We start from the raw sequence: 25832 nt of genomic DNA on the forward strand, positions 1-25832 counted from the left end.
AGCATGTCACAGCTGGGCGTCGATACCGTGCAATGCCGCAGCGACGGTTTGCCTGCGGATGGCTTCGCGGTCGCCATCGAACTGGAACAGTTCCGCCCGGGCGTATCCGCCACGGCGCTTCCAGCCGATCCAGACGCTGCCGACCGGCTTGTCCGGACTGCCGCCGCCAGGCCCGGCAATGCCGGTAACCGCCACCGCGATGCCGGCACCGGAGTTGATCAGGGCGCCGGACACCATCTCCAGCACCGTTTCGCGGCTCACCGCACCGAACTGCTCCAGCGTCTGCGCACGTACCCCCAGCAGGCGCTGCTTGGCTTCGTAGCTGTAGACCACCATGCCGCAGTCGAAGAACGCCGAGGAACCGGCGATGTCGGTCATGGTCTTGGCGATCCAGCCGCCACTGCAGCTTTCAGCCGTCACAAGCTGCAGCGAGGCCTGCTGCAGGCGCTGCCCGAGTGCGGCAGCCTGGGCGTTGAGGTCGGCGTCGGTAGGGATGGACATCGAGATGACAGTGGGGTGAAGAACCCGCCTGTTGTACCGCAGATCGCAGACGCGTGTCGCGTCCCGGCCGGTACGCGCCCGACTAGGCAGCGGCGCGTACCGGGATTGTCCGGCGCTATCTCACCATTCCGGCAGCTTTTCCGGCAGCAGGGCGCGGATCGGCCCGCCATCAATGCTGGCCGCAAGCTTTTCGGCTTCGGCAATCGGAAGGTCGACCTGCAGCAGCCAGCCCTCCTCGTCTGCCTGCTCGCTGCGGATCACTTCCAGCTGATGCAGGCGCGCGCGCAGGCGGCCAGCATCCGGCGGCAGGCGCAGCTCCCCGGTCACATGCTGCAACCCCAGGCGCTTGCCCAGCACCGCCTGCAACAGCTCCAGGCCCTGCCCGTCACGCGCGGAGATCCAGACCCGCTCGCGGCGCGACTCGTCCGGCACGCCATCCTGACCATCGTGGCGCACTTCGGCGCCCTCGATACGGTCGATCTTGTTGAACACCAGCAGCTGCGGCAGATCACCCGCACCGACCGCAGCCAGCACCTCGTCAACCTGGGCGATGCGCTCCTCGCGGTGCGGATCGGCCGCATCGACCACGTGCAGCAGGAAATCGGCCTCGCGGGCCTCGGACAGGGTCGAACGGAACGCGGCCACCAGGTCGTGCGGCAGGTCGCGGACGAAGCCGACGGTGTCGGCCAGCACGACGTTGCCACCCGGCACAGCGATGCGGCGCACCGTCGGGTCCAGGGTCGCGAACAGCTGGTCGGCCGCATAGGCCTCGGCACCGGTCATCGCGTTGAACAGGGTCGACTTGCCGGCATTGGTGTAACCCACCAGGGCCACACGTGGCAGTTCGCTGCGCACGCGCGCACGGCGCATCTGGGTGCGCTGGACTTCGACCTTCTCCAGCCGCTTCTGCAACTGCTCCACCCGCTTCTGCAGCAGACGGCGGTCGGTTTCCAGCTGGGTTTCACCCGGGCCGCGCAGGCCGATCGAACCACCGCGCTGGCGCTCCAGATGGGTCCAGCCGCGCACCAGCCGCGTCGCAAGGTGACGCAGCTGCGCCAGCTCGACCTGCAGCTTGCCTTCGTGGCTGTGAGCGCGCTGCGCGAAGATGTCCAGGATCAGCCCGGTACGGTCGATCACCCGGCGCTCCAGAAAGCGTTCCAGGTTGCGTTCCTGGCCGGGGCTCAGCGCATGGTTGACCAGCACCAGATCGGCGCCGGTGGCGTCGGCTGCTGCCTTGATCTCATCCAGCTTGCCGCTGCCGATCAGGGTCGAGGGATTGGGACGGTCCAGGCGCGCGGTGATCGTGGCAGCGATGCTGGCCCCTGCCGAGCGGGCCAGATCACCGAACTCTTCCAGCACGTCGTCTTCCAGCTTGCCGAAGTGCGGCTGGATCAGCAGGGCATGTTCACCCTTTTTCGAGCGGTCAAACATTCACCGCTCCGGTCTTACTCGTCTGCTTCATCACCTGCCTGACCACCTTCACCCGACTGCACATAACCACCGCCCGGCCCAACCTTCACATTGCGTGCCGGCACCACGGTGGAGATCGCATGCTTGTAGACCATCTGGCTGACCGTATTGCGCAGCAGGACCACGAACTGATCGAACGACTCGATCGTGCCCTGCAGCTTGATGCCGTTGACCAGGTACACCGAAACCGGCACGCGCTCGCGCCGCAGTGCATTCAAGAAAGGATCCTGCAGCGATTGCCCCTTGGACATTGCTCACTCCTGATTATTGTTCTTATTGGGTTGCCGGCGGCCGCCGCGGCCCCCGAGCCGCCCGCCGGACAGTGATGTTACACGGCTGGCGGCGGTTCAGCGTGCGACGAAGGTCGACACCGCGTCGGCCATCCGCTCGTGGTCGATATGGGGGTCGAACCAGCGCGCGTCAAGCTCACCGCGCAGCCAGGTCAGCTGCCGCTTGGCCAGCTGGCGGGTGGCGAAGATCGCCTTGTCGCGGAAGCCGCCGGCATCGATCCGGCCGTCCAGATGCTCCCAAGCCTGGCGGTAGCCGACCGCACGCACCGCCGGCAGGTCCAGCGGTGCCGCGACAGCGGCCATTTCCGGCATCGCGCGCAGATCGCGCACTTCGTCGAGGAAGCCCTGGGCCAGCATGGCATCGAAGCGGGCCTCGATCCGCCGGTGCAGGATTGCCCGGTCGTGCGGCGCCAGGACCAGCTTCAGGGTGCGTACCGGCAGCGGCGCCACGCCGGGCCGGCGCTGCCACTCGCTGATCGGCGTTCCCGTCAGCCGATAGACCTCCAGCGCCCGCTGGATCCGCTGTGGGTCTGTCGCATGGATGCGGGCAGCAGCGGCGGGGTCCACCTTCGCCAGTTCGGCATGCAACGCGGCCCAACCGCGCTCGGCGGCCTCGGCTGCCAGCGTGGCGCGCAGGGCCGGGTCGGCCTCCGGCATGGGCGACAGTCCCTGCAGCAGGGCGCGGAAGTACAGGCCGGTGCCCCCGGCCAGGATCGGCATCCGTCCACGCGCAACGATGTCGGCGACGACGCGGCCGGCGTCGGCGGCGAACTCCGCCGCTGAGTAGGTCTGCCACGGATCACGCAGGTCCAGCAGGTGATGCGGCGCCTGTGCGCGCTCGGAAACGTCGGGCTTGGCCGAACCGATATCCAGATGGCGATAGACCAGCGCCGAGTCAACGCTGACGATCTCGCCATCCAGCTGCCGAGCCAGGGCGATCGCGGTGGCCGTCTTGCCACTGGCGGTCGGCCCCATCACGGCAATCGCCAGCGGCCGCCGGTCAACCCCCATCAGTCTTCGTCCGGCCAGCTGATCGTCGGCCGGGTGTCATCGCGTGGCGCCGGCACGGCGTCCACCGCCTGCCAGATCTTCAGTGCATCGACGGTGGCGGCGACGTCATGCACACGCACGATACGCGCACCGCGCTGCACGGCAATCAGGTGCGCGGCCACCGACGCCGCCACCCGCTCGGCCGGCGCGTCACGCCCGGTCAGCTCGCCAAGGCTGCGCTTGCGCGACAGGCCCGCCAGCATCGGCACACCCAGTTCCAGAAAACGCTCCGAACGCGCCAACAGGGTCATGTTGTGCGCGGTGTTCTTGCCGAAGCCGAAACCCGGATCGATGACCAGGTGCTTCTTCGCGATGCCGGCCATCTCGGCGGCGAACAGGCGCTGCACGAGAAACCCGTGGACTTCGGCAACGACGTCGTCGTAGTGCGGATCGGCCTGCATGTTGCCCGGCTCGCCCTGCATGTGCATCAGCACCACCGGCACGTTGGCCGCAGCGGCCGCTTCCAGCGCGCCGTCCTGGCGCAGGCCGAAGATGTCGTTGATCATGCCGGCGCCGGCGGCCACCGCCGCGCGCATCACCTCAGGCTTGAAGGTATCGATGCTGATCGGCACGGAGGTACGCGCTGCAAGCTGCTCGATGACCGGAACGATGCGGCGGAGCTCTTCCTCCACCGATACCGGTACAGCGCCGGGACGGGTCGATTCACCCCCGATGTCGAGCAGGTCGGCGCCCTCTTCCACCAGCTTCAGGCCATGCGCGACTGCGGCCTCCGTGGTGTCATGGTGCCCCCCGTCAGAGAACGAATCCGGGGTGACGTTGACGATGCCCATGACCCGGGCACGGTCCAGGCGCAGGATGCGACCGGCGCAGTCGAGCTGGGGCGAGGTATCGAACATGGGCAATCCTGCAGGGACAACGGCGGGTAGTTTAGTTCGGCAGGGCTGCGCCCTGCACCCGCAGAGGCCAGGGCGACAACAACAGCCAGAGCAACAGCTGGTTTGCTGATGAAAGGCGGGGCCGGTCCGGTTGCAGGGCGTCAGCCCTGCCGAAACCCCTCAACGGCGGCGGCGCTTGCGGTCCACGTACAGGGTCCTGGCAATGCTCAGGACGATGCCGATCGCAATACCCACCACGCAGCCCAGCAGCAGATTGTCGGCCCCCAGGCCCACACCCACGCCGACCACGGTGGCGATGACCATCTCGACGGTGTGGGAAATCGGTTCGGGCTTCGGGGCGGACATGCGGGCTCCAGCGTCAGATCGGTTCTTCGGGGTGGGCCGAGGGCCCGGAAACGACGAAGCCGGGTTGCCCCGGCCTCGTCTGATGTCACGTGCGGCGGGGCCGTCAGTGCGATTCGGCCGGACCGGCGATCGGCGGCAGCGGACGGGCATCACCGCCCTTGTCGTTGCTGCCACCGTCCTTGTTCGACTTGTTCCAGCCCGCCGGCGGCGGCGGCTCGCGACCTTCCATGATGGCGTCGATCTGCGGCGCGTCGATGGTCTCGTACTGCAGCAGCAGCTGCGACATCGTGTGCAGCTTGTCGATGTTGTCGGTCAGCAGCTGGGTGGTGCGGGCGTAGGCCTTGTCGAGGATGTTGCGCACTTCCTCGTCGATGCGGCGCGCGGTGTCGTTGGACACGCTCTTGTGCTGCGTCACCGAGCGGCCCAGGAAGACTTCGTCGTCCTCCTCGCCATAGGCGATCGGACCGAGTTCTTCGGACAGGCCCCACTTGGTGACCATGTTGCGGGCCATCTTGGTGGCGCGCTCGATGTCGTTGGACGCACCCGTGGTGACCTTGTCGGTGCCGAAGATCAGCTCTTCGGCGACGCGGCCGCCGTACAGCGAGCACAGCTGCGACTGGATAGCCACGCGGTTCATCGAGTACTTGTCGCCCTCAGGCAGGTACATGGTCACACCCAGGGCGCGGCCGCGCGGAATGATCGTGACCTTGTAGACCGGGTCGTGCTCGGGCACCAAGCGGCCGACGATGGCATGGCCGGCTTCGTGGTAGGCGGTGAGGGTCTTCTCCTCCTCGCTCATGGCCATCGAACGGCGCTCGGCACCCATCAGGATCTTGTCACGGGCACGGTCGAAGTGGTCCATGCGGACTTCCTTCTCGTTGCCACGCGCAGCAAACAAGGCTGCCTCGTTGCAGAGGTTGGCCAGGTCCGCGCCGGAGAAGCCCGGGGTACCGCGTGCGATCACCAGCGGCTCGACGTCGTCGGCCAGCGGCAGCTTGCGCATGTGCACCTTCAGGATGTGCTCGCGGCCCTTCACGTCGGGCAGACCGACCACCACCTGGCGATCGAAGCGACCCGGGCGCAGCAGCGCCGGGTCCAGCACGTCCGGACGGTTGGTCGCGGCGATCACGATCACGCCTTCGCCACCCTCGAAGCCATCCATCTCGACCAGCAGCTGGTTCAGGGTCTGCTCGCGCTCGTCGTGACCGCCGCCCAGGCCGGCACCACGGTGACGGCCGACGGCATCGATCTCGTCGATGAAGATGATGCACGGGGCGTGCTTCTTGGCCTGCTCGAACATGTCACGCACGCGGCTGGCGCCGACACCGACGAACATTTCCACGAAGTCCGAACCGGAGATCGAGAAGAACGGCACCTTCGCCTCACCGGCGATGGCCTTGGCCAGCAGCGTCTTGCCGGTACCCGGCGGGCCGACCATCAGCACGCCACGCGGAATCTTGCCGCCCAGCTTGGTGAACTTGGACGGGTCGCGCAGGAAGTCGACCAGTTCGCCCACTTCCTCCTTGGCCTCGTCGCAGCCGGCGACATCGGCGAAGGTGACCTTGATCTGGTCCTCGCCCTGCAGCTTGGCGCGCGATTTGCCGAAGGACATCGCGCCCTTGGCGCCGCCGCCGCCGCCCTGCATCTGGCGCATGATGAACAGCCAGAAGCCGATGATCAGGATGACCGGCAGGAAATTCATCAGGATCGCGCCCAGGGAGATGCCGCTGGAGGGCTCCTCCTGCACGATCTCGACGTTCTTGGTGCGCAGCACGTTGATCAGGTCGCGATCGAACGGCGCGGTGATGGTGGACGACTGTCCACCCCGGGTGGTGTAGGTGATCTGGCTGGTGCCGCCGCGCATGTCGCCGCCGAAGGCGACCTTCTGCACGTTGCCGCTGTCCACCTGGTCCAGGAACTGCGAATAGGACGCACCCTGCGCACCGGCCCCGGAGGACTTGGGCGAGAAGCTCTGGAAGACCACCATCAGCACGACGGCGACGACCACCCATAGCAGGAGGTTCTTGGTCAAGTCGTTCATCCTCATTGGCTCCGGTGTTCCTCTTAGTGCGGGCGTTGCGTTGGGGTTGAAACTTACGTTGCGAGCTTACTTCATGTGGGCGCGTTTGCCCTGACCCAAGGCGTACACCTCGGGAGAGCGTTTGCGCGACGCTTCCGGCTTGCGGATGGAGACCTTGTCGTAGCGACGGCGCATTTCACGCACGTAGTCGTCAAAGCCCACACCCTGGAACAGCTTGATCAGGAACGCCCCGCCGGTCTTCAGGTGGTTGTCGGCGAAGTCCAGCGCCAGCTCCGCCAGATGCATCATCCGCGGCTGGTCGACCGCGTCCATGCCACTTTTATTGGGGGCCATGTCCGACAGCACAAGGTCCACCGGCTCGTCCCCGAGCATGGCTTCGAACTGAGATAGGACGGCTTCTTCCCTGAAGTCACCGTGAAGGAACTCCACACCCGCCAGCGGCGGCATGTCCAGGATGTCCAGCGCCAGCACGCGGCCGGTATCGCCCATCTGTCTCCGAACCTGCTGAGACCACCCGCCAGGGGCGGCACCAAGGTCCACCACGACCATGTTCCGCTTCAGCAGGCGGTCACGTTCAAGCAACTCTTCAAGCTTGTAGGCCGCCCGCGAGCGCATGCCTTCGGCCTGCGCCTTCTTCACGAAGGGGTCGGAGAAGTGTTCCTTGAGCCAGCGCTGGCTGCTTTTGCTGCGGGTTGCCATTGGAAATAGGGGCTGATGGGGCCGTCATGATACCCTGATCCCCCCATTCAACCGTCTTTTCCTGCATGTCCATCGCCCTGACCGCCTCCCAGACCCGTTTCCTGCGCGGCCAAGCCCACGACCTGAAGGCCCTGCTGCAGACCGGCGGCAAGGGAGTGACCCCGGCCTTCATCGCGGAGCTGAACGAAGTGCTGGAGCGCCACGAGCTGGTCAAGGTCAAGGTCGCAGCCGAGGACCGCGAGGCCCGGGACGCGATGATCGGCGAGATCGTCGAAGCCACCGACAGTGCGCTGGTGCAGCGCATCGGTCACGTTGCCGTGCTGTATCGCCCGAGCAGGGAGCAGCGCCAGATCGTGCTGCCACGCGGCTGATCGCGCTACCGCCATGCAGCTGAACCACGAGCCGCCCGATTACGCCTACAGCCTGCGCGCTGCCGATGGCCGCTCGGCCAAGGTCAATGACACGGTGCTGGCCAGCAGCTTTCTGCTGACGCCGGACCAGCTGGTCGAACATTGGCCTGTCGCCGATGCGGCGGCGCTGACGGTGGCCGACCTGGAACCGGTGCTGGCACTGAGTCCTGCATTGATCGTGCTGGGAACCGGCGAGCGGCAGGTGTTTCCGTCGGCTGCGGTCATGGCCGCCTGCCTGTCGCGCGGGATCGGCCTGGAAGTGATGAACAACCCTGCCGCGGCGCGCACCTTCAACATCCTTGCCGGCGAAGGCCGCAAGGTGGCGGCCGCGTTCATCCTGGAAGGTTGAGGACCACCGCCGGGCATGGCCCGGCGCTACCTTGGTGCACGTACGCCGGGCATGGCCCGGCGCTACCGTACCTGCCTGCGCTAGCGCGCTGGCAGGTACTGCTGCGGATCGACCGGCTTGCCGTTGTAGCGGATTTCAAAGTGCAGCATGTCGCGATTCGCGCCGGTGCGCCCCATCTCGGCAATCTGCTCACCCGCCTTCACGCTCTGTCCCTCGTTGACCAGGCGCTTGCGGTTGTGGCCGTAGGCCGACAGCCACTGGTCGCTGTGCTTGATGATGATCAGCTCGCCATAGCCGACCAGTCCGGCGCCCGAGTACACCACCACACCGTTGGCGGTGGCCTTGACGGCCTGCCCGCTGGTGCCGGCAATGTCGACGCCCTGCTTGGTTGCGTCGCCTGCCACGTAGCGGCCCACGATCGCGCCATCGGCTGGCCAGCGCCAGGCGATGTTGCTCTTCACCGGACCGGCCGGTGCCGTGGCCGGTGCCGTGCTGCCGCCGCTGCGCGGCGCGGTGACCACGGTGGTCGGTGCGCGGCCGCTGCTGGCCCCCGGCGGATACAGGCGGATGACCTGCCCCGGATAGATCGTCGACGGGTTGTCCAGGCTGTTCCACGCGATCAAATCGGCCGGGGTGATGTCGTGGATGCGGGCCAGCGCGTAGATCGTGTCGCCCTTGCGCACGACCACGGTCTGCCCCGGCTTGGCCACCGAAGTCTTGGGCGTAGTGACCGCCGCCCCGCCACCACTGCCATTGGGCCGCACCACCGTGGCAGTGCCACAGGCAGCCAGGCCGGAAACCAGCAGCACCAGCGCGCCGACGCGCACTCCCTTGCTCAGACGATCAGCACTCATGCGAACTTCGACCTCCATACAAGCCAGGCGATCAGCACCACCACCAACGCGGTGGCGATCCAGCCCAGCGGTTCAATCCAGCGACGCAGCGCCGCTTCGGCGCGCGCTCCACCGATGCGGATCACGGCAGCGAGCACATACACGCGCTTGCCGCGTCCGATCAGCATGCTCAGCAGGTACTGCGGCATCGGTACGCCGACGATACCCGATGCCCACGTGAAGACCTTCATCGGGATCGGCATGAAGCCGCCCAGGACCAGGAACGTGAACACCGCCCACGGCGATTCGGCCATCTTCTCCTGCACGGTGGTGATGCCCTGTTCGATTGCCGGCAACATGCCCAGCACTTCGAACAACGGCTTGATCGCCTCGAATGCGAAGTGACCCAGCGCATAGCCGACCACGGCACCGACCATCGAACCGGCCAGGCTGAGGGTCGCGAACCACCAGCCGCGCCGGGGTTGAGCCACGCACATCGGGGCCAGCATCACTTCCGGCATCACCGGAAAGATGATCGCCTCGAAAAAACTCAGCACCGTCAGGTAGGTCGGCGCGCGTTCGTGCGCCGCCCACTTCATCGCCCGCTCGTACAGCGGTCCGAAAATCTTCATGCAACCCTGCTCCGTGGATTCAGTCCAGCATGCCAGACAGCAGCGGCACGAAGGTGACCGGTGCCAGCACGCGCTGTTCGACGCTGCCGTCGGCCCTGCGGTCCAGCTGCACCAGCGACTGTGCACTGGCACCGCCGACCGGCGCCACCAGCCGGCCACCTTCGGCCAGCTGCTCGATCAGTGCGTCGACCAGCGCCGGGGCCGCAGCTGTGACGACGATGGCATCGAACGGGCCGTGCTCGGCCCAGCCGACACGGCCGTCATCGTGCTTGGTGCGGATGTTCATGCCGAGTGCGCGGAACCGCTTGCGGGCCTGCCGCAGCAGGTCGCCGATGCGCTCCACGGTGTAGACCTCCAGACCCAGTGCACCAAGCACGGCGGCCTGGTAGCCGGAGCCCGTCCCCACCTCCAGCACCCGCTTGGGCGCCACCTGCACGACCGCTTCGGTCATCCGGGCCACCACCCAGGGTTGCGAGATGGTCTGGCCGTGGCCGATCGGCAGCGCGGTGTCTTCATAGGCCCGCGAGGCCAGGGCCTCGTCGATGAACAGATGGCGGGGCACCACCCGGATCGCGTTCAGCGTGGACTCGTCGACGATGCCGGCTTCGCGCAGGCGATCGACCAGACGATCGCGGACGCGCTGTGACGTCATGCCGATGCCGACGGCTTCCGGTTGCAGGCGCAGGCGTGGGCTCATGCCGGCTGGTCCAGCGCGGCGCTGAGACCGCCGACCCAGCTGGCCACTTTCTCAAGCGCCTGATAGCGGGTCAGATCCACCTGGATCGGGGTGATCGAGATATGCCCGGTACGCACCGCGTGGAAGTCGGTGCCGGGGCCGGAGTCCTGCTCGCGGCCCGCCGGACCGATCCAGTACACCTCGTTGCCGCGCGGATCCTTCTGCGGGATGCAGCCTTCGGCGCGATGGCGGTTGCCCAGCCGGGTGACTTCGAAACCCTTGACCTCGGTCCACGGCAGGTCGGGCACGTTGACATTGAGGATGGTGTCCGCCGGCAGCGGGTCGGCCTTGAGGCGGGCGACGATTTCCACGGCGGCACGCGCCGCGGTCTCGAAGTGACGGGGATCGTGATTGCGGGTCACCAGGGACACCGCCACCGCGGGCAGGCCGAGGAAGCGCCCCTCCATCGCCGCCGAGACGGTTCCGGAATAGATCACGTCGTCACCCAGGTTGGCGGCGTTGTTGATGCCCGACACGACAATGTCGGGTTCGAACTCCAGCAGGCCGGTCAGCGCCAGATGCACGCAGTCGGTGGGCGTGCCGGCCACCGACACGGTGTAGTGATCGATGCGCTTGAGCCGGATGGGCAGGTCCAGGGTCAGTGAATTGCTGGCGCCTGAGCGATCGCGGTCGGGTGCGACCACCGTCACTTCGTGGCCGGCGTCACGCAGTACCGAGGCAAGCATCCGGATACCTGCGGCGTCGACGCCATCGTCGTTACTGACCAGAATTCGCATCTTCGATTTAACCGCTTGATTTTCCAAGAATTCGATTCCGTCACCGTGCGGTGTTGGCGGGACCGTCGTGCTTCCCTGCGGAAGCCGACGACCCTGCAGGGGCATCGTCTATTGTGCCGCATGCGAGCCGCAGGTCCTACCCTGCCGGCGGTCACGACTGGCCTCGCATTGCGATAGGCAGGCCCGCGTCACCGGTTTACCCTGTGCGCATGTCGCATCCAGAAGACGAAGACCCTGCCGCGCTCTTCCGCGCGGCCATCGGCGAAGTGACGCCGCTGCGCAAAGAGGCCGAACCCGCGCCGGCCGCTGCCCGGCCGAAGCCGCGCGCGCGCATGGCCGAACGCGACGAGGCCGAGGCCGCCGGCGAGTTCGCCCGGCTGTTGCGCGACAGCGCACCGCTGGAAGCCGGGGATGTGGCCAGCTACCGGCGCGACGCCCTTCCACCGCGGCTGTTCCAGCGTCTCAAGCGCGGCCAGTACTCGGTGCAGGACGAGCTGGATCTGCATGGCGCGACCGCAGCGCAGGCCGAGGCCATGCTGCGCCAGTTCCTGCTGGAGGCGCACGCACATGAGTATGGCTGCGTGCGCATCATCCACGGCAAGGGACTGCAGTCCGACGGTGGTGCGCCGGTCCTGAAGAATCTGGTCGACCGGCTGCTGCGCCTGCGCAATGATGTGCTTGCCTTCCATTCGGCGCCGACCAGCCAGGGCGGAACGGGTGCCGTACTGGTGCTGCTGTCCCGGCGCTGATGCAATCCGCTCAGGACTGCGCCGCGTCCTCGACCGGCCCGAGCTCGTGCAGGACCGCGGTGGCGTAGCAGCCCGGCGGCAGCGCGAACGACAGCTCAAGTACATCTTCCGCCAGCCACTGGTGCTGCAGCAGCGCAGGACGCAGGCGCAACGCGCGGCGCTCCTGCTTCAGCCGTGCCTCTTCCAGTCCGGCACGCAGCGCCTTCGATTCCTCGTCGTCGAGCGCGCGCAGTTCGAGCTCGCGGGCGGCGCCGGTACTGCGCAGCTCGCCCTCTCCCCACAACGGCGCGCTGGGATGGATATCGAACCCGGCCAGCCGCGCTGCCAGTGCATCGGTGTAAGGCTCCGGACCAAACACGCTGCGGCTGCCATCCAGCATCCACACCTCACCGTCCAGCGGCTGGTCCCAGACACCCTGCTCCACGCGTGCGGCAAGCACGCGATTGAACAGTGCCGAACGCGCAGCCGACAGCAGCAGCGCGCGCTGGTCCTTGCGCATGCGGCGGCCACCGAACATCGCCAGCGCTGCCGGAACGTTGCCGCCATCGCGGCCGAAACGCTGCTCGCCGAACCAGTTCGGCAAACCACGATCGGCAATCTGCTGCAGGCGTTCGCTGATTGCGACTGCATCGCCGTGTACCTGGCGCAGCACCAGCCTGAAACGATTGCCGGCCAGCGCGCCACGCTGCAGCTTGCGGTTGTGCCAGGTTGCATCGAGCACTTCGATATCATCGCTGGCCAGCAGCGCCAGATCCGGCGCGACGCGCTTGGGCAGATGCACACTGAAGCGCTGGGTGGTGACCGCGTGGCGATCCTTCATCCCGGCATAGCTGACCGCCATCTCCGGCAGGCCGGCCCACTTGGCCAGCACCTTGGCCACATGCACGGTGTTGGCACCGCGCTTGCGGATATGCAGCAGCAGATGCTCGCCCTCGCCCGTGGCCTCAAAGGCCGGCAGCTCGTCGACCTGGAAATCCTCCGGCGTGGTGCGGATGCGCGCCTGCAGCAGCGGCGCACCGAACGCGAGCGGCAGCGGAATCATGCCGCCACCAGCAGGACCACAGCCTGTGCCGCGATGCCTTCACCGCGACCGGTGAAGCCAAGCTTCTCCGACGTGGTGGCCTTCACGCTGACCGCATCCAGTGGCAGCTGCAACAGTGCCGCGATGCGTTCACGCATTGCCAGCGCATGCGGCCCGACCTTCGGTCGTTCACAGATCACGGTGACATCGGTGTTGCCGACGCACCAGCCGCGCTCACGCAGGAGAGCGTCGCAGTGGCGGACGAAGTCGCTGCTGTCGGCCCCCTTCCAGCGATCATCGCTGGGCGGAAAGTGCTGGCCGATGTCGCCCAGCGCCACCGCGCCGAGCATGGCGTCACACAGCGCGTGCAGGATCACGTCGCCATCGCTGTGCGCGAGCACACCGTGGCTGTGCGGCACGCGCACGCCTCCCAGCATGATGTGGTCACCCTCACCAAAGGCGTGGACGTCGTAGCCCTGGCCGATGCGGACGGGCGGGAACGGAGCAGTGCTCATGGATGCAACCCTTGCAGCAGGGCCGTGCGGGCGTTCAGCCGGCGCGGCGGGAAAGTACGAATTCGAAGCGGTCCAGGTCGGCGGGCGTGGTGACCTTGAAGTTGTCCTCGCTGCCTTCAACCAGCAGCGGGCGCTGGCCCTGGCGTTCCATGGCCATGGCTTCGTCGGTGACGTCCACGCCGGACGCAGCGGCGTCGGTCAGCGCGCGGATCAACTGATGGCGGCGGAACAGCTGCGGGGTCAGCGCGCGCCACAGGCGCTCGCGTGGCTCGGTGCCGTCGATGCCACCATCGTCACCGGCCCGCTTCAGGGTGTCGCGTACCGGCGCGGCAAGAATGGCCCCGACCGGATCGGTACGGCCAACCTCCAGCAGGCGGCCCAGGTCGGCCAGCGACAGATTGGGCCGCGCGGCATCGTGCACCAGCACGAACTCATCGGCGCGGACGCTCTCCGGCAGCGCAAGCAGGCCGGCCAGCACGGAGGCGGCGCGGGTCGCCCCGCCCGTGCAGGTCAGCACCGGCTTGCCTGCCCATTCGCTCCAGCCCGGCCAATCCGCGTCATTCTCGCCGATCACCACCATCGCGCCGGCAACGGCCGGGTGGGCCAGCAGTGCCTGCAGGGTGTGGGCCAGCAGCATCTGCCCGCCCGCCTGCAGATACTGCTTGGGCAGTGGCGCACCGAAGCGGGCGCCACGACCGGCAGCGGGAACGACCACCCAGATCGCCGCGCTCATGGCACGTCCGCCGGGTGTTCGCCCGCCTGTTCGGGCATCGGCACCGGCGGCTGCGCCGGACGAACCGGCGCGTCGTCGACCACCCGGTAGAACTTCTCGCCGGGCTTGATCATGCCCAGCTCACTGCGTGCGCGCTCTTCGATGGCGGACTGGCCTTCCTTGAGGTCCTTCACTTCGGCAGCCAGCGCATCATTGCGCTGCTGCAGACCTTCGTTGTCCCGTTCCTGGCCGGCAACCTGGGCTTCGAGCATCATCACTTCCCCCGAATTGCCCGGGCCGAACCAGAAACGGTACTGCAGCCATGCCAGCAGCAGGGCCAGCACCAGCAGCAGCCAGCGCCAATCGCGCATGGCCTCAGCGCTTCAGCGAAACGAACGCGTCACGACCGGCGTAACGCGCGCCGGCACCGAGGGCTTCCTCGATGCGCAGCAGCTGGTTGTACTTGGCCACGCGATCGCTGCGGCACAGCGAGCCGGTCTTGATCTGGGTGGCAGTGGTCGCCACGGCGATGTCGGCGATGGTGGTGTCTTCGGTTTCACCCGAACGGTGCGAGACGACAGCGGCATAACCGGCACGGTCAGCCATGGCAATCGCTTCCAGGGTTTCACTCAGGGTGCCGATCTGGTTGACCTTGATCAGGATGGCATTGGCAGTACCGGAGTCGATGCCCTCCTGGAAGATCTTCGGATTGGTCACGAACAGGTCATCGCCCACCAGCTGCACCTTCTTGCCGATGCGATCGGTCAGCAGCTTCCAGCCCGCCCAGTCGTTCTCGGCCAGGCCGTCCTCGATGGTGATGATCGGGTACTGCGCGGCCCAGTCGGCAAGGAAGTCGACGAACTGCTCGGAGGTCAGGCGCTTGTTCTCGCCGACCAGGTTGTACTTGCCGTTCTCGAAGAACTCGCTGGAGGCCACGTCCAGACCCAGCAGCACGTCCTCGCCCGCGGTGTAGCCGGCCTTGCCGATCGCTTCGAGAATGGTGTCCAGCGCCTCGACGTTGCTGCGGAAGTCCGGTGCGAAGCCGCCTTCGTCACCGACCGCGGTGCTCAGGCCATGCCCCTTCAGCACCGACTTCAGCGAGTGGAAGATCTCGGTGCCGGCGCGCAGCGCTTCGGAGAACGAGGTGAAGCCGACCGGCAGCACCATGAACTCCTGGAAATCGACGTTGTTGTCGGCATGCGCGCCGCCGTTGATGATGTTCATCATCGGCACCGGCAGCGACGGGGTCACGCCGGTCCTGCCGGCCAGGTACTGCCACAGCGCCTGCTTGCTGGATGCTGCGGCGGCGTGCGCGGCCGCCATCGAGACACCGAGCAGCGCGTTGGCGCCCAGACGGCCCTTGTTCTCGGTGCCATCAAGGTCGATCAGGCGGCGGTCCAGGCCGGACTGGTCGGTGGCCTCGAAGCCCTTCAGCGCGGCAGCGATGGTCGTGTTGACGTTGTCGACAGCCTTGCGCACGCCCTTGCCCAGGTAGCGGGTCTTGTCGCCGTCACGCAGCTCGACCGCTTCCTTTGTGCCGGTCGAGGCGCCGGAGGGAACCGCGGCACGACCGAACGAACCGTCCTCCAGGGTGACTTCGGCTTCCAGCGTGGGGTTGCCACGGCTGTCGAGGATTTCACGGGCGTGGATGCTGCGGATCGTACTCATGGTCGGGCCGGTTACCTGTATGGAGAGGGGGCGACAAAACGAATGCCGCGTGATTATCCCCGGCTGCCCGCCCGTTGCCAAATGGCGCGAACGGCGTCAGCCCCGGCTGGCCCCCGCCCCGGCAGCAGCAGCGATACCAGAAGCACCCGCAAAGCAGCGGCCATGGCCGGACAGACGGTGCCATGCCTGCGCCGCCAGCCTGAGCGCGATCAGGCCCTTGGGCCAATCGCGTGCAGACGTGCTCGTATTCATCACAGCATCCCGTAGGACAGCGCACCGAGCCACAGCGAAAGCAGGACAACCGCCAGCCCGGCGGCCACCCTGCCGCGATTCAGGCGCCAAGCCAGCACGGCGGCAGCGATGCAGCCGCCGGCAGTCAACAGCTCGCCGGCCAGCAGCGCCATGAAGTACGCCCGCAGATTGAGCACGCTGCTGCCATCACCCGGGGACCGCACGGACGCTGCGCCGATCAGCACCAGACCGAACACACCCACCGTGAACAACCCCGCCAGGCCCAGTGCGATCAGGCCCCACGGCCACTGTTTCCAGTGCCGGCGGCGACGCTGGGTTTCCAGCGCCGTCCATGGGTCAGACTTCACGCGAAGCGTGAGAAACCGTGCTTCTTGGTCACCGCATCGAGCTCCATCAGCGTTTCGAGCAGTGCTTCCATCTGGTCCAGCGGCCATGCGTTGGGACCGTCGGAGAGGGCCTTGGACGGGTCAGGATGGGTCTCGGCGAACAGACCGGAGATACCCACCGCCACCGCGGCCCGGGCCAACACCGGCACATGTTCGCGCTGGCCGCCGGAGCTGGTGCCCTGCCCACCCGGCAGCTGCACCGAATGGGTGGCGTCGAACACCACCGGGCACCCGGTCTCGCGCATCACCGCCAGCGAACGCATGTCGCTCACCAGATTGTTGTAGCCGAAGCTGGCACCGCGTTCGCAGACCATGATCTGATCGTTACCGGTCGCCTTGGCCTTCTCCACGACCGGCTTCATGTCCCAGGGCGCCAGGAACTGGCCCTTCTTGATGTTGACCGGCTTCCCGGCCGAGCACACCTTGCGGATGAAGTCGGTCTGGCGAACAAGGAATGCCGGGGTCTGCAGCACATCCACGACCGAAGCCACTTCGTCCATCGGGGTGTACTCATGGACGTCGGTCAGCACCGGCACGCCGATCTGCTTCTTGACCTCGGCCAGGACTTTCAGCCCCTCCTCCATGCCCGGGCCGCGGAAAGCGGTACCAGACGTGCGGTTGGCCTTGTCGAAGCTGGACTTGAAGATGAAGTTCACACCGAGCTTGCCGGTGATCTCCTTCAGCTTGCCAGCGGTATCGAGCTGCAACTGCATCGACTCGATCACGCAGGGGCCGGCGATCAGGAACAGGGGCTGGTCCAGCCCCACTTCGAATCCACACAGTTTCATGGCGTTTCCTTAGAGTTGTCCGCTACATCGAACGGGCCGATGCACTTGGTTCAAGCGAGCAAGATGGGGCCTGGCGGGCCCCATCGCAAGTCAGGCGCGCGCTTCCTGCAACAGCTGGCCACCGGCCTTGCGCTCGCGTGCGGCGCGGATGAAGCCGATGAACAGCGGGTGGCCGTCACGCGGCGTGGACAGGAACTCCGGATGCGCCTGGCAGGCCAGGAACCAGGGATGGGCATCGCGCGGCAGCTCGACCACTTCCACCAGGGTGTCGTCCATCGACTTGCCGGCGATCACCAGGCCGGCGTCTTCCAGCTGGGTGCGATAACGGTTGTTGAACTCATACCGGTGGCGGTGGCGCTCGGCCACCACGTCCTTGCCGTACAGCTCACGCGCCAGCGTGCCCGGCTTCAGGCGCTGCTCCTGCAGGCCCAGGCGCATGGTGCCGCCCAGGTCGCTCTTGTCGTCGCGCTTCTCGACGTCACCGGCAGCGGTGCGCCACTCGGTGATCAGGCCGATCACCGGATTCGGCGACTGGCGATCATTCTCGGTGCTGTTGGCACCTTCGAGGCCGACCACGTTGCGCGCGTAATCGACCACGGCCGCCTGCATGCCGTAGCAGATGCCGAAGTACGGCACCTGGTTCTCGCGGGCGAACTTCGAGGTCAGCACCTTGCCTTCGAAACCACGGTCGCCGAATCCGCCCGGCACCAGGATGCCATCGACATCGGCCAGCGCGGCCATGTCCGTGCCTTCCAGGTCCTGCGCTTCCAGCCACTTCAGATTGACCCGGGTGCGCTGGCGCAGGCCACCATGCTTGAGTGCTTCGCCGACCGACTTGTATGCATCCTGGTGGTCGACGTACTTGCCGACCACGGCGATGGTCACCTCGTCGAGCGGATGCAGCGTGGCGTCGACCGCGTCCTCCCACACCGACAGATCGACAGGACCGGCCTTGTCAGCGAGCTTCAGCTGGTTGACGACAATCTCATCCAGGCCCTGCGCATGCAGTCCAGAAGGGATGCGATACAGCACATCCACGTCCGGCACGCTGATCACGGCGCGTTCGGAAACGTTGGTGAACTGGGCGATCTTGCGACGCTCCGAATCGGGCACGGCCTGCTCCGAACGGCACAACAGCACATCCGGCTGGATGCCGATCGAACGCAGCTCCTTCACCGAGTGCTGGGTCGGCTTGGTCTTCAGTTCGCCGGCCGCGCCGATGTACGGCACCAGGGTGAGGTGCATGAACAGCGCCTTCTCCGGACCACGCTCGGTACGCACCTGGCGGATCGCCTCCAGGAACGGCAGCGATTCGATGTCGCCGACGGTGCCGCCGATCTCGACCAGGGCGACGTCATAGCCCTCGGTGGCTTCGTCGATGCAACGACGGATCTCGTCGGTAATGTGCGGAATGACCTGCACGGTCGCGCCGAGGTAATCGCCGCGACGCTCCTTGCGGATCACGTTCTCGTAGATGCGACCGGTGGTGACCGAATTCTTGCGGCTCAGGCGCGTCCGCACGAACCGCTCGTAGTGGCCCAGATCGAGATCGGTCTCGGCACCGTCGTCGGTGACATAGACCTCGCCGTGCTGGAACGGGCTCATGGTGCCCGGATCAACGTTGATGTAGGGGTCGAGCTTCATCATCGTGACCTTCAGGCCACGGGCTTCGAGAATGGCGGCCAGCGACGCAGCGGCAATGCCTTTGCCGAGCGAGGACACCACGCCGCCGGTTACGAAAATCAAGGGAGTCATGGCTGCAAGCATCCTGTCTGGAAATGGAAAACGACAGCGCCACGCACGCCCTGGGGGCGGACATGGCGCTTGAAGGGGGTTTTCCGGTTCGCTGGGGCAGCGAGGGAGGTGCCGATCCGTGCGGCGGCTGGCGCCAGACGGTAACCATCGCGCGAGGTCGGGGCAACCGCGCCGGTCACATCGACCGTCACCTGCGACCCGCATTGCTGGAGGCCACGCATGGCCGTGCCAGCCCATTCGCAAATGGTGGACACGCACTACTCCCGGAAAGCCATAGTTTACAGATAGATGGCCGCCAACCCAAGAGGCTTGTGCAGGCCGACCGAACGAAAAACGCCCCCTTGCGGGGGCGTCGCGTCTCCAGAAGCCCGCTTCTGCAGGGCTTCCGTGGGAAAGGGAGGGTGCGCGTGCGCTCAGCGCTTCTTGCGCGCCTCTTCCTCTTCTTCCTGCTGCGGAACCGGCTGGCCCTTGGCCTTCAGCTCCGCATTGGCCTGCGCACGGCGCTTGGCCTTGGCGTCGGCTTCGGCCTGTGCCTTGTCGGCCTGGTCACCCTGCTGCGGGGCCGGCTGGCCGGCGTTCTGCGCCATCACCAGCGGCACCGCAACGGCGGCAGCGGCCAGGATCGCAATGGTCAGCAACTTCTTCATGGAGTCCTCCTCGCGGTATGGCTGGGACATGGGGACGCTGGCGTCCGGATTCCAGCGGCTGCCATTTTACCCCCTCCCCGGCGGCGAGGCTGAACCGCAGGCGTGCAAATTCGCCGCCCAGACCGCACACTTGCGCGTCGCTCCGCGCTTTAGAACATAGATGAACGCCCGCTATAACGCCGCCGATATTGAAGTCCTGTCCGGCCTTGACCCGGTCAAGCGCCGTCCCGGCATGTATACCGACACCGCGCGCCCCAACCACCTGGCGCAGGAAGTGATCGACAACTCGGTGGACGAGGCCCTCGCCGGCCACGCCCGCTCGATCGAGATCACCCTGTACAAGGACGGCAGCGTGGAGGTCAGCGATGACGGCCGTGGCATGCCGGTGGACATCCATCCGGAAGAGAAGATCCCGGGTGTCGAGCTGATCCTGACCCGCCTGCACGCGGGCGGCAAGTTCAGCAACAACAACTACACCTTCTCCGGCGGCCTGCACGGCGTCGGCGTCAGCGTGGTCAACGCGCTGTCGACCCTGGTGGAGGTGCACATCAAGCGTGAAGGTGCCGAACACCGCATCACCTTCCGTAACGGTGACCGCGCCACGCCGCTGGAAGTGGTGGGCACGGTCGGCAAGAAGAACACGGGCACCCGCGTGCGCTTCTGGCCGGACCCGAAGTACTTCGATACACCGAAGTTCGCGGTGCGCGCGCTCAAGCATCTGCTGCGCGCCAAGGCGGTGTTGTGCCCGGGCCTGACCGTGAAGCTGACCGACGAAGCCACCGGCGAAGTCGACACCTGGTACTACGAGGACGGCCTGCGCGACTACCTGAAGCTGGAGCTGGGCGAGCGCGAAATGCTGCCGGCCGACCTGTTCGTCGGCAACCTGAAGAAGGACACCGAAGTGGTGGACTGGGCCGTGGCCTGGCTGCCGGAAGGCGAGCTGGTCCAGGAAAGCTACGTCAACCTGATCCCGACCGCCCAGCACGGTACCCACGTCAACGGCCTGCGCACCGGCCTGACGGAGGCGCTCCGAGAGTTCTGCGACTTCCGCAACCTGCTGCCGCGTGGCGTGAAGCTGGCGCCGGAAGACGTGTGGGACCGCGTGTCGTTCGTGCTGTCGCTGAAAATGACCGATCCGCAGTTCAGCGGGCAGACCAAGGAACGCCTGTCCTCGCGGCAGGCCGCCGGTTTCGTGGAAGGTGCCGCGCACGATGCATTCAGCCTGCTGCTGAACCAGAACGTGGAACTGGGCGAGAAGATCGCGCAGATCGCCATTGAGCGCGCCAGCGCACGCCTGAAGACCGAAAAGCTGGTGGTCCGCAAGAAGGTCACCCAGGGCCCTGCCCTGCCGGGCAAGCTGGCCGACTGCATCAGCCAGGACCTGTCGCGTACCGAACTGTTCCTGGTGGAAGGTGATTCGGCAGGCGGCAGCGCCAAGCAGGCACGCGACAAGGATTTCCAGGCGATCATGCCGCTGCGCGGCAAGATCCTGAACACCTGGGAAGTCTCCTCCAACAGCGTTCTGGCCTCGGAAGAAGTGCACAACCTGGCCATCGCCATCGGCTGCGATCCGGGCAAGGATGACATCAGCGGCCTGCGCTACGGCAAGGTGGTGATCCTGGCCGACGCCGACTCGGACGGCCTGCACATCGCCACCCTGTTGACGGCGCTGTTCCTGAAGCACTTCCCGGCGCTGGTCGACGCCGGCCACGTGTTCGTGGCAATGCCGCCGCTGTTCCGCATCGACGTGGGCAAGCAGGTCTTCTACGCGCTGGACGAGGAAGAAAAGCGCTCCATGCTGGACAAGATCGAGCGCGAGAAGATCAAGGGCGCCGTCAATGTGACCCGGTTCAAGGGCCTGGGCGAGATGAACCCGTCGCAGCTGCGTGAGTCCACCATCCACCCGGACACCCGTCGCCTGGTGCAGCTGACCGTGGACGATCGCGAGCAGACCCGTTCGCTGATGGACATGCTGCTGGCCAAGAAGCGGGCGTCTGACCGCAAGGGCTGGCTGGAGACCAAGGGCGATCTGGCGTCGCTGGAAGTCTGATTCCAGCGCGGGCCGGGGCCGCTTCCTGTCGGGAAACGGCTCTGGCTGCATGGCCTGGCAGTACCGCTTCAGGCCGCCCACCGGGGCATTACACCCCCATCGGCAAACCCTGCGGGTCCATAATGCGCGCTCATCCGCGTGGACCACCGCATTGCCCAGCCACTCGCTGCTGTTCCCCGGCCTGCCCCTGCACAGCACGCGGCTGGTCCTGAGCCCGATCCGTCGTGATGACGCTGCTGCGTTGTTCACGCTGCAATCCAACCCGGCGGTGATGCGCTGGTGGAACCATCCTGCCTGGACACGGCCGGGCGAAGCCCGCGAACAGATCGACGACGACCTCGCCGCACACGCCATCGGCACCCAGCTCAAGCTGGCCGTGCGCGAATCGCTGGAAGGGCCGTTGCTGGGCATCTGCGTGGTGTTTGCCGTCGATCGCGATGCTGCGCGTGCCGAGATCGGCTATCTGCTGGCACCTGAGGTCCAGGGCCGGGGCTACATGCATGAGGCGTTGCAGCAGGTGCTGGCCTACCTGTTCCGGACGCTGCGCCTGCATCGCGTCGAAGCCGAGATCGATCCGCGCAATGCGGCCTCCGCGCACGTGCTTGAACGCCTCGGCTTCCATCGTGAGGGTCTCCTGCGCCAACGCTGGCGCATCCAGGGCGAGTTGGCGGACTCGGCTGTGTACGGGCTGCTGGCCGATGACGAAGCCGCGACCGCCCTGCCCACTTGACCCAATCTGGCCGCAACCGACGACAACGCCCGGCCATGGCTTTGGACACATACGACGCGGCACCCTGGAGGCCTAGCATCGGAACCCCCTTCCGCTGCCGATCCGGTGCCATGAAGTTCCTGCTGCACACTGCCGCGCTCTGCGTCGGCCTGCTCATCGCTCCTGCCAGCGTGCTGGCCGCGCCCGCCGCCGAGTCCAAGCCCGATGCCAGGGACGACAGGGCCGAAGCGCCTGCGCTGCCGGCCGACGCCTCCACCCGCCAGAGCATCCGCCTGGCAGGCCGCACGCTCGACTACACCGCCACCGTGGGGACCCTGCCGGTACGTGACGAGAAGGGCAAGGTGATCGCCGATGTGGTATTCACTGCCTACACGATGCCCGGCAAGGACCGGCCGGTGACCTTCGCGCTCAACGGCGGGCCCGGCGCGTCCTCTGTGTATCTCAATCTGGGCGCCATCGGCCCCAAGGTCGTGACCTTCGGTTCGGAGGGCGACAGCGCATCGGCGCCGGCCACGCTGCACGACAATCCGGGAACGTGGCTGGACTTCACCGACCTGGTCTTCATCGACCCGGTCGGCACCGGCTTCAGCCGTGCCCGCATCGGCGATGACGAAGCCAAGAAGGCACTGTACAACCCCAGTGCCGACATCGAGTACCTGTCGCGATCGATCTACGACTGGTTGCTGCGCAACCAGCGCATGGCGTCGCGCAAGTATCTCACCGGTGAGAGCTACGGTGGCTACCGCGGCCCACGCATCACCCACTACCTGCAGACGCGGCTGGGCGTTGCGATGAACGGCCTGGTGCTGGTCTCGCCGTACCTGAGCCCGACCCTGGAAGACAACGCCGACGTCTCGCCGATGGCGTGGATGCAGACGCTGCCGTCGATCGCGGCGGCGCACCTGGAGCGCCAGGGCCGCCTGACAGACGCGGCGATGCGTGAGGTGATCGAGTACACCCGCGGCGATTACGCCACCGCCCTGATGAAGGGCCGCAGCGATCCGCAGGCCACCGAGGCGATGCTGCGCCGGGTCACCGAGCTGACCGGGCTGGACCCGCAGTTCGTGCGTCGTGCCGGCGGCCGCCTGGAAACCCAGGCCTATCTGCGCGAAGTGTTCCGCGACAAGGGCACGCTGGGCAGCCGCTACGACTCGAACGTGACGGCGTTTGATCCGTTCCCGAACGATCCGGAACAGCGCGCCAACGATCCCCTGCTCGACAGCATCATCGCGCCGACCACCACTGCGATGGTCGACTTCGTCACCCGCGTGGTGGGCTGGAAGGTCGATGCGCGCTACCAGGCATTGAACTACGAGGTGAACCGGCTGTGGGACCGCAACGGCGACCTGCGCCAGGGTGCGGTGACCCAGCTGCGCCAGGCGGTGGCGATCGATCCGAATCTGCAGGTGCTGATCGCGCACGGCTGGAATGACCTGTCATGCCCGTTCATGGGCTCGATCCTGACCGTGGACCAGATGCCGGCGATGGGCAGCAACCCGGACCGCGTGCAGGTGCGCAGCTACCCGGGCGGGCACATGTTCTACAGCCGTGCCGACAGCCAGGCGGCATTCCGCAAGGATGTGCAGGCACTGTTCCAGCGCAACTGAGGGGTTCGGCCGGGCCTGCGGCCCGCGCCCGCTGACGGCAACGGCAACGGCGAAAGCCGGGTTTCCGTGGGCTGGCGAGGTTCCTGCTGCTGTTGGTGGGTGTCGACCTTGGTCGACACGCTGGATACGGAAAAACGATCTGCCCATGAAAAAAGCCCGCCGGAATCCGGCGGGCTTTTTCATTTCCGGGGTCAGATCCCTATCTGCAGGGAAAGGGCTCTGACCCCAGGGTTGCTGGCATCAGGTCCAGCCGAACAGCTCGAACAGCTTCAGGATCAGGTACGCACAGCCACCTGCCGCCGGGATGGTCAGGATCCAGGCCCAGACGATGCGCTCGATCACGCCGAACTTCAGCGAACGCGGATTCTTGGCAAAGCCCACGCCCATGATCGCGGTGGAGATGCTGTGCGTGGTCGAGACCGGCATGCCGAAATGGGCGGCCAGGGTCAGGATGGTGGCCGAGCTGGTCTCCGCCGCGAAGCCGTGGATCGGATGCAGCTTGACCATCTTGTGGCCCAGCGTCTTGATGATCTTCCAGCCACCCGAAGCGGTACCGGCGGCCATCACCACCGCACAGGTCAGCACGATCCACATCGCGATGCCGTCACCGGCCTGCGCATCCGGGTGCATGAAGGCCAGCCAGGACGGCAGGTTGTCCAGTGCACCGGTGGCTTCGGCACCGATCAGGGTCATGGCGATGATGCCCATGGTCTTCTGCGCATCGTTGTGCCCGTGTGCGAAGCCCATGTAGGCGGCCGAGACGATCTGCGCCTTGCCGAAGAAGGCATTGACCCAGCGCGGACGGGCCAGGCGGCCAATCGCACCACCGATCCTGGCCAGACCGGCAATCAGGCCCCACAGCAGCACCATCACCACGATGCCCAGCAGGAAACCGGCAATCGGCGAGGTGATCATCGGCACGAACACCTTCCACAGCAGGCCCTTGTTCTGCGCCCAGCTGCCGAGCCGTTCGGACCAGATCAGCGCATCCCAGTTGTTGTGCGCGGCCGCCAGCCCGGCGCCGCACAGGCCACCGATCAGGGCGTGCGAGGACGAGGACGGCAGCCCCTTCCACCAGGTGATCAGGTTCCAGATGATGCCGCCCAGCAGGGCGCACAGGATCACCTGCGGGGTGACATCGACCACGTTGGTGTTGAGCAGGCCCGACGCGATGGTCAGCGCCACCGCCGTACCGGTCAGGGCACCGATCAGGTTCATGAAGGCGGCGAGCATCACCGCCCAGCCGGGCGAGAGCACCTTGGTCGCCACCACGGTGGCGATGGAGTTGGCGGTGTCGTGGAAGCCGTTGATGAACTCGAAGACGAGCGCAGCCAGGATCACCACCAGGACGAGGGTCAACATGCGGCGGCGTCCGTCAGCTGTTCTTCAGCACGATCTGGTACGCCACCACGCCGGCCTCGCGGCAGCGGTCGATGGCTTTTTCCAGGATCTCGAAGAATTCCTTGAGCAGGAACATCTGCAGGTTGTCCAGGCGCCCGGAATAGATGTCACGGTACAGCTCCAGCATCAGCCGGTCGGCCTCGTTCTCCAGCGAGCGCAGCTTCTCGTTGAGCGCGGTCATCCGGTCCAGGTTCATGTGGCGCAGGTCGGCCACCATCTCCACCACCACGCCGGCGGCCTGCTCCAGCATCGCCGCGCGCGGCGCGAAGTCGATGTGCTCCAGGTGGGTCGTGGCCAGCGAATAGCGATCGGCGAACTTCTCGATCTGCTTGGGGATCTTGTACAGCGCCGACCCCAGCGCTTCGATGTCTTCACGCTCGATCGGCGTCATGAAGCTGTCCACCAGCGCCTGGCTGATCTTGTCCGACGCCGCACGCTCGCGCAGGCGGGCCAGCTTGAAGGCGTCCAGCGCGGGCTGGCGGTCGGCCTCGCGCAGCATGGAATGCAGCGCCTTGGCGGCGTCGGAGGCCGCGACGGCAGCCTCATCGAGCAGGGTGTAGAACTGTTTGCCGGAACCGAAAATGGTCTGCAGAGAGAACAT

General features: G+C 66.6%; 29 protein-coding genes. 6 read left to right on the forward strand and 23 right to left on the reverse strand.

The window, feature by feature from the left end:
• Positions 1 to 6 precede the first annotated feature (6 nt).
• From N7367_RS03655 to rlmE, 8 genes are all read right to left on the reverse strand, one after another.
• Positions 7 to 501, reverse strand: coding sequence for a CinA family protein (locus N7367_RS03655; RefSeq protein ID WP_053520002.1), 495 nt, complete (start codon positions 499 to 501; stop codon positions 7 to 9).
• Between the two features lie 120 nt (positions 502 to 621).
• A complete protein-coding gene (gene hflX / locus N7367_RS03660) occupies positions 622 to 1932 on the reverse strand; it encodes a ribosome rescue GTPase HflX (protein WP_128990785.1) in 1311 nt (436 codons plus the stop codon).
• 14 nt (positions 1933 to 1946) lie between these two features.
• Positions 1947 to 2222 carry an RNA chaperone Hfq gene (gene hfq, locus N7367_RS03665; protein ID WP_004152891.1) on the reverse strand — a complete coding sequence of 92 codons (276 nt, stop codon included), beginning with the start codon at positions 2220 to 2222 and terminating at the stop codon, positions 1947 to 1949.
• A gap of 96 nt (positions 2223 to 2318) precedes the next feature.
• Positions 2319 to 3272, reverse strand: a complete 954-nt coding sequence (gene miaA, locus N7367_RS03670; RefSeq protein WP_197570952.1) for a tRNA (adenosine(37)-N6)-dimethylallyltransferase MiaA — start codon at positions 3270 to 3272, stop codon at positions 2319 to 2321.
• Positions 3272 to 4168 carry a dihydropteroate synthase gene (gene folP, locus N7367_RS03675; RefSeq protein ID WP_065174930.1) on the reverse strand — a complete coding sequence of 299 codons (897 nt, stop codon included), beginning with the start codon at positions 4166 to 4168 and terminating at the stop codon, positions 3272 to 3274. The genes miaA and folP overlap by 1 nt, the downstream gene beginning before the upstream one ends.
• A 159-nt stretch (positions 4169 to 4327) precedes the next feature.
• The gene (locus N7367_RS03680) at positions 4328 to 4513 is read right to left on the reverse strand and encodes a hypothetical protein (protein WP_053519738.1); all 186 of its coding nucleotides are present in this window, start codon (positions 4511 to 4513) and stop codon (positions 4328 to 4330) included.
• A gap of 103 nt (positions 4514 to 4616) precedes the next feature.
• Complete coding sequence (ftsH, locus tag N7367_RS03685) at positions 4617 to 6554, reverse strand: ATP-dependent zinc metalloprotease FtsH (RefSeq protein ID WP_053519737.1); 1938 nt, start codon at positions 6552 to 6554, stop codon at positions 4617 to 4619.
• A 66-nt stretch (positions 6555 to 6620) separates the two neighbouring features.
• Entirely contained in the window at positions 6621 to 7253 is a 633-nt protein-coding gene (gene rlmE / locus N7367_RS03690) for a 23S rRNA (uridine(2552)-2'-O)-methyltransferase RlmE (RefSeq protein ID WP_053519736.1), read from the reverse strand.
• Between the two features lie 65 nt (positions 7254 to 7318).
• Here rlmE and yhbY point away from each other — a divergent pair, with 65 nt between their 5' ends.
• Both yhbY and N7367_RS03700 read left to right on the forward strand, forming a co-directional pair.
• Complete coding sequence (gene yhbY / locus N7367_RS03695) at positions 7319 to 7624, forward strand: ribosome assembly RNA-binding protein YhbY (protein ID WP_053519735.1); 306 nt, start codon at positions 7319 to 7321, stop codon at positions 7622 to 7624.
• A gap of 13 nt (positions 7625 to 7637) precedes the next feature.
• A complete protein-coding gene (locus N7367_RS03700; protein WP_053519734.1) occupies positions 7638 to 8012 on the forward strand; it encodes an Mth938-like domain-containing protein in 375 nt (124 codons plus the stop codon).
• Between the two features lie 80 nt (positions 8013 to 8092).
• Here the strand turns inward: N7367_RS03700 and N7367_RS03705 are convergent, their stop codons facing one another.
• From N7367_RS03705 to surE, 4 genes are read right to left on the reverse strand one after another with little or no spacing between them, the layout of a single operon-like run.
• A complete protein-coding gene (locus N7367_RS03705) occupies positions 8093 to 8866 on the reverse strand; it encodes a peptidoglycan DD-metalloendopeptidase family protein (RefSeq protein ID WP_053519733.1) in 774 nt (257 codons plus the stop codon).
• The gene (locus N7367_RS03710; RefSeq protein WP_053519732.1) at positions 8863 to 9477 is read right to left on the reverse strand and encodes a YqaA family protein; all 615 of its coding nucleotides are present in this window, start codon (positions 9475 to 9477) and stop codon (positions 8863 to 8865) included. The genes N7367_RS03705 and N7367_RS03710 overlap by 4 nt, the downstream gene beginning before the upstream one ends.
• A gap of 19 nt (positions 9478 to 9496) precedes the next feature.
• On the reverse strand, positions 9497 to 10174 hold the full coding sequence (locus N7367_RS03715) for a protein-L-isoaspartate(D-aspartate) O-methyltransferase (RefSeq protein WP_053519731.1): 678 nt from the start codon (positions 10172 to 10174) through the stop codon (positions 9497 to 9499).
• On the reverse strand, positions 10171 to 10950 hold the full coding sequence (gene surE, locus N7367_RS03720) for a 5'/3'-nucleotidase SurE (RefSeq protein WP_053519730.1): 780 nt from the start codon (positions 10948 to 10950) through the stop codon (positions 10171 to 10173). Before surE ends, N7367_RS03715 begins: the two co-directional genes overlap by 4 nt.
• Positions 10951 to 11159: 209 nt before the next feature.
• On the opposite strand from surE, the gene N7367_RS03725 reads away from it, so the two are divergent.
• Positions 11160 to 11699, forward strand: a complete 540-nt coding sequence (locus N7367_RS03725; RefSeq protein WP_065181254.1) for a Smr/MutS family protein — start codon at positions 11160 to 11162, stop codon at positions 11697 to 11699.
• 10 nt (positions 11700 to 11709) lie between these two features.
• On the opposite strand, the gene truD is transcribed toward N7367_RS03725, so the two are convergent.
• From truD to N7367_RS03770, 9 genes are all read right to left on the reverse strand, one after another.
• The gene (truD, locus tag N7367_RS03730; RefSeq protein ID WP_279941756.1) at positions 11710 to 12741 is read right to left on the reverse strand and encodes a tRNA pseudouridine(13) synthase TruD; all 1032 of its coding nucleotides are present in this window, start codon (positions 12739 to 12741) and stop codon (positions 11710 to 11712) included.
• Complete coding sequence (ispF, locus tag N7367_RS03735) at positions 12738 to 13235, reverse strand: 2-C-methyl-D-erythritol 2,4-cyclodiphosphate synthase (protein ID WP_279941757.1); 498 nt, start codon at positions 13233 to 13235, stop codon at positions 12738 to 12740. The genes truD and ispF overlap by 4 nt, the downstream gene beginning before the upstream one ends.
• Before the next feature lie 34 nt (positions 13236 to 13269).
• Complete coding sequence (ispD, locus tag N7367_RS03740) at positions 13270 to 13968, reverse strand: 2-C-methyl-D-erythritol 4-phosphate cytidylyltransferase (protein ID WP_074901198.1); 699 nt, start codon at positions 13966 to 13968, stop codon at positions 13270 to 13272.
• On the reverse strand, positions 13965 to 14318 hold the full coding sequence (ftsB, locus tag N7367_RS03745; RefSeq protein ID WP_279941758.1) for a cell division protein FtsB: 354 nt from the start codon (positions 14316 to 14318) through the stop codon (positions 13965 to 13967). The genes ispD and ftsB overlap by 4 nt, the downstream gene beginning before the upstream one ends.
• Positions 14319 to 14322: 4 nt before the next feature.
• On the reverse strand, positions 14323 to 15615 hold the full coding sequence (eno, locus tag N7367_RS03750; RefSeq protein ID WP_053519724.1) for a phosphopyruvate hydratase: 1293 nt from the start codon (positions 15613 to 15615) through the stop codon (positions 14323 to 14325).
• A 251-nt stretch (positions 15616 to 15866) separates the two neighbouring features.
• Positions 15867 to 16214, reverse strand: coding sequence for a hypothetical protein (locus N7367_RS03755; RefSeq protein ID WP_128989039.1), 348 nt, complete (start codon positions 16212 to 16214; stop codon positions 15867 to 15869).
• Positions 16211 to 17041, reverse strand: coding sequence for a 3-deoxy-8-phosphooctulonate synthase (gene kdsA, locus N7367_RS03760; RefSeq protein ID WP_053519722.1), 831 nt, complete (start codon positions 17039 to 17041; stop codon positions 16211 to 16213). Before kdsA ends, N7367_RS03755 begins: the two co-directional genes overlap by 4 nt.
• A 90-nt stretch (positions 17042 to 17131) precedes the next feature.
• Positions 17132 to 18796 (reverse strand): CTP synthase, encoded by a 1665-nt coding sequence (locus N7367_RS03765; protein WP_065174923.1) that lies wholly within the window; start codon positions 18794 to 18796, stop codon positions 17132 to 17134.
• Between the two features lie 413 nt (positions 18797 to 19209).
• Positions 19210 to 19443, reverse strand: a complete 234-nt coding sequence (locus N7367_RS03770; protein ID WP_053519720.1) for a hypothetical protein — start codon at positions 19441 to 19443, stop codon at positions 19210 to 19212.
• A 160-nt stretch (positions 19444 to 19603) separates the two neighbouring features.
• Here N7367_RS03770 and parE point away from each other — a divergent pair, with 160 nt between their 5' ends.
• The 3 genes from parE to N7367_RS03785 all read left to right on the forward strand — a co-directional run bounded on the left by parE (position 19604) and on the right by N7367_RS03785 (position 23830).
• Entirely contained in the window at positions 19604 to 21493 is a 1890-nt protein-coding gene (gene parE / locus N7367_RS03775; RefSeq protein ID WP_053519719.1) for a DNA topoisomerase IV subunit B, read from the forward strand.
• 151 nt (positions 21494 to 21644) lie between these two features.
• Positions 21645 to 22223, forward strand: coding sequence for a GNAT family protein (locus N7367_RS03780; protein WP_065174922.1), 579 nt, complete (start codon positions 21645 to 21647; stop codon positions 22221 to 22223).
• A gap of 110 nt (positions 22224 to 22333) precedes the next feature.
• The gene (locus N7367_RS03785) at positions 22334 to 23830 is read left to right on the forward strand and encodes a S10 family peptidase (RefSeq protein ID WP_279941759.1); all 1497 of its coding nucleotides are present in this window, start codon (positions 22334 to 22336) and stop codon (positions 23828 to 23830) included.
• 240 nt (positions 23831 to 24070) lie between these two features.
• Here N7367_RS03785 and N7367_RS03790 read toward each other — a convergent pair whose 3' ends face one another.
• On the reverse strand, positions 24071 to 25192 hold the full coding sequence (locus N7367_RS03790; protein ID WP_053519810.1) for an inorganic phosphate transporter: 1122 nt from the start codon (positions 25190 to 25192) through the stop codon (positions 24071 to 24073).
• A gap of 13 nt (positions 25193 to 25205) precedes the next feature.
• Positions 25206 to 25832 (reverse strand): DUF47 family protein, encoded by a 627-nt coding sequence (locus N7367_RS03795; RefSeq protein WP_004152833.1) that lies wholly within the window; start codon positions 25830 to 25832, stop codon positions 25206 to 25208.

This window comes from Stenotrophomonas sp. GD04145 (genome assembly GCF_029835135.1).
GTDB lineage: Bacteria > Pseudomonadota > Gammaproteobacteria > Xanthomonadales > Xanthomonadaceae > Stenotrophomonas > Stenotrophomonas maltophilia_P.

What these genes read in the sequence shown, in the direction of transcription:
- N7367_RS03725 (WP_065181254.1), top strand. Translation starts at nt 11,160, where the DNA reads ATGTCGCATCCAGAAGACGAAGACCCTGCCGCGCTCTTCCGCGCGGCC.
- kdsA (WP_053519722.1), bottom strand. Translation starts at nt 17,041, where the DNA reads ATGAAACTGTGTGGATTCGAAGTGGGGCTGGACCAGCCCCTGTTCCTG.
- ispD (WP_074901198.1), bottom strand. Translation starts at nt 13,968, where the DNA reads ATGAGCGCGGCGATCTGGGTGGTCGTTCCCGCTGCCGGTCGTGGCGCC.
- N7367_RS03785 (WP_279941759.1), top strand. Translation starts at nt 22,334, where the DNA reads ATGAAGTTCCTGCTGCACACTGCCGCGCTCTGCGTCGGCCTGCTCATC.
- folP (WP_065174930.1), bottom strand. Translation starts at nt 4,168, where the DNA reads ATGTTCGATACCTCGCCCCAGCTCGACTGCGCCGGTCGCATCCTGCGC.
- N7367_RS03790 (WP_053519810.1), bottom strand. Translation starts at nt 25,192, where the DNA reads ATGTTGACCCTCGTCCTGGTGGTGATCCTGGCTGCGCTCGTCTTCGAG.
- N7367_RS03795 (WP_004152833.1), bottom strand. Translation starts at nt 25,832, where the DNA reads ATGTTCTCTCTGCAGACCATTTTCGGTTCCGGCAAACAGTTCTACACC.
- N7367_RS03770 (WP_053519720.1), bottom strand. Translation starts at nt 19,443, where the DNA reads ATGAAGAAGTTGCTGACCATTGCGATCCTGGCCGCTGCCGCCGTTGCG.
- N7367_RS03655 (WP_053520002.1), bottom strand. Translation starts at nt 501, where the DNA reads ATGTCCATCCCTACCGACGCCGACCTCAACGCCCAGGCTGCCGCACTC.
- truD (WP_279941756.1), bottom strand. Translation starts at nt 12,741, where the DNA reads ATGATTCCGCTGCCGCTCGCGTTCGGTGCGCCGCTGCTGCAGGCGCGC.
- ispF (WP_279941757.1), bottom strand. Translation starts at nt 13,235, where the DNA reads ATGAGCACTGCTCCGTTCCCGCCCGTCCGCATCGGCCAGGGCTACGAC.
- N7367_RS03705 (WP_053519733.1), bottom strand. Translation starts at nt 8,866, where the DNA reads ATGAGTGCTGATCGTCTGAGCAAGGGAGTGCGCGTCGGCGCGCTGGTG.
- parE (WP_053519719.1), top strand. Translation starts at nt 19,604, where the DNA reads ATGAACGCCCGCTATAACGCCGCCGATATTGAAGTCCTGTCCGGCCTT.
- N7367_RS03715 (WP_053519731.1), bottom strand. Translation starts at nt 10,174, where the DNA reads ATGAGCCCACGCCTGCGCCTGCAACCGGAAGCCGTCGGCATCGGCATG.
- hflX (WP_128990785.1), bottom strand. Translation starts at nt 1,932, where the DNA reads ATGTTTGACCGCTCGAAAAAGGGTGAACATGCCCTGCTGATCCAGCCG.
- N7367_RS03680 (WP_053519738.1), bottom strand. Translation starts at nt 4,513, where the DNA reads ATGTCCGCCCCGAAGCCCGAACCGATTTCCCACACCGTCGAGATGGTC.
- miaA (WP_197570952.1), bottom strand. Translation starts at nt 3,272, where the DNA reads ATGGGGGTTGACCGGCGGCCGCTGGCGATTGCCGTGATGGGGCCGACC.
- N7367_RS03710 (WP_053519732.1), bottom strand. Translation starts at nt 9,477, where the DNA reads ATGAAGATTTTCGGACCGCTGTACGAGCGGGCGATGAAGTGGGCGGCG.
- ftsH (WP_053519737.1), bottom strand. Translation starts at nt 6,554, where the DNA reads ATGAACGACTTGACCAAGAACCTCCTGCTATGGGTGGTCGTCGCCGTC.
- surE (WP_053519730.1), bottom strand. Translation starts at nt 10,950, where the DNA reads ATGCGAATTCTGGTCAGTAACGACGATGGCGTCGACGCCGCAGGTATC.
- N7367_RS03700 (WP_053519734.1), top strand. Translation starts at nt 7,638, where the DNA reads ATGCAGCTGAACCACGAGCCGCCCGATTACGCCTACAGCCTGCGCGCT.
- rlmE (WP_053519736.1), bottom strand. Translation starts at nt 7,253, where the DNA reads ATGGCAACCCGCAGCAAAAGCAGCCAGCGCTGGCTCAAGGAACACTTC.
- N7367_RS03765 (WP_065174923.1), bottom strand. Translation starts at nt 18,796, where the DNA reads ATGACTCCCTTGATTTTCGTAACCGGCGGCGTGGTGTCCTCGCTCGGC.
- eno (WP_053519724.1), bottom strand. Translation starts at nt 15,615, where the DNA reads ATGAGTACGATCCGCAGCATCCACGCCCGTGAAATCCTCGACAGCCGT.
- ftsB (WP_279941758.1), bottom strand. Translation starts at nt 14,318, where the DNA reads ATGCGCGATTGGCGCTGGCTGCTGCTGGTGCTGGCCCTGCTGCTGGCA.
- yhbY (WP_053519735.1), top strand. Translation starts at nt 7,319, where the DNA reads ATGTCCATCGCCCTGACCGCCTCCCAGACCCGTTTCCTGCGCGGCCAA.
- hfq (WP_004152891.1), bottom strand. Translation starts at nt 2,222, where the DNA reads ATGTCCAAGGGGCAATCGCTGCAGGATCCTTTCTTGAATGCACTGCGG.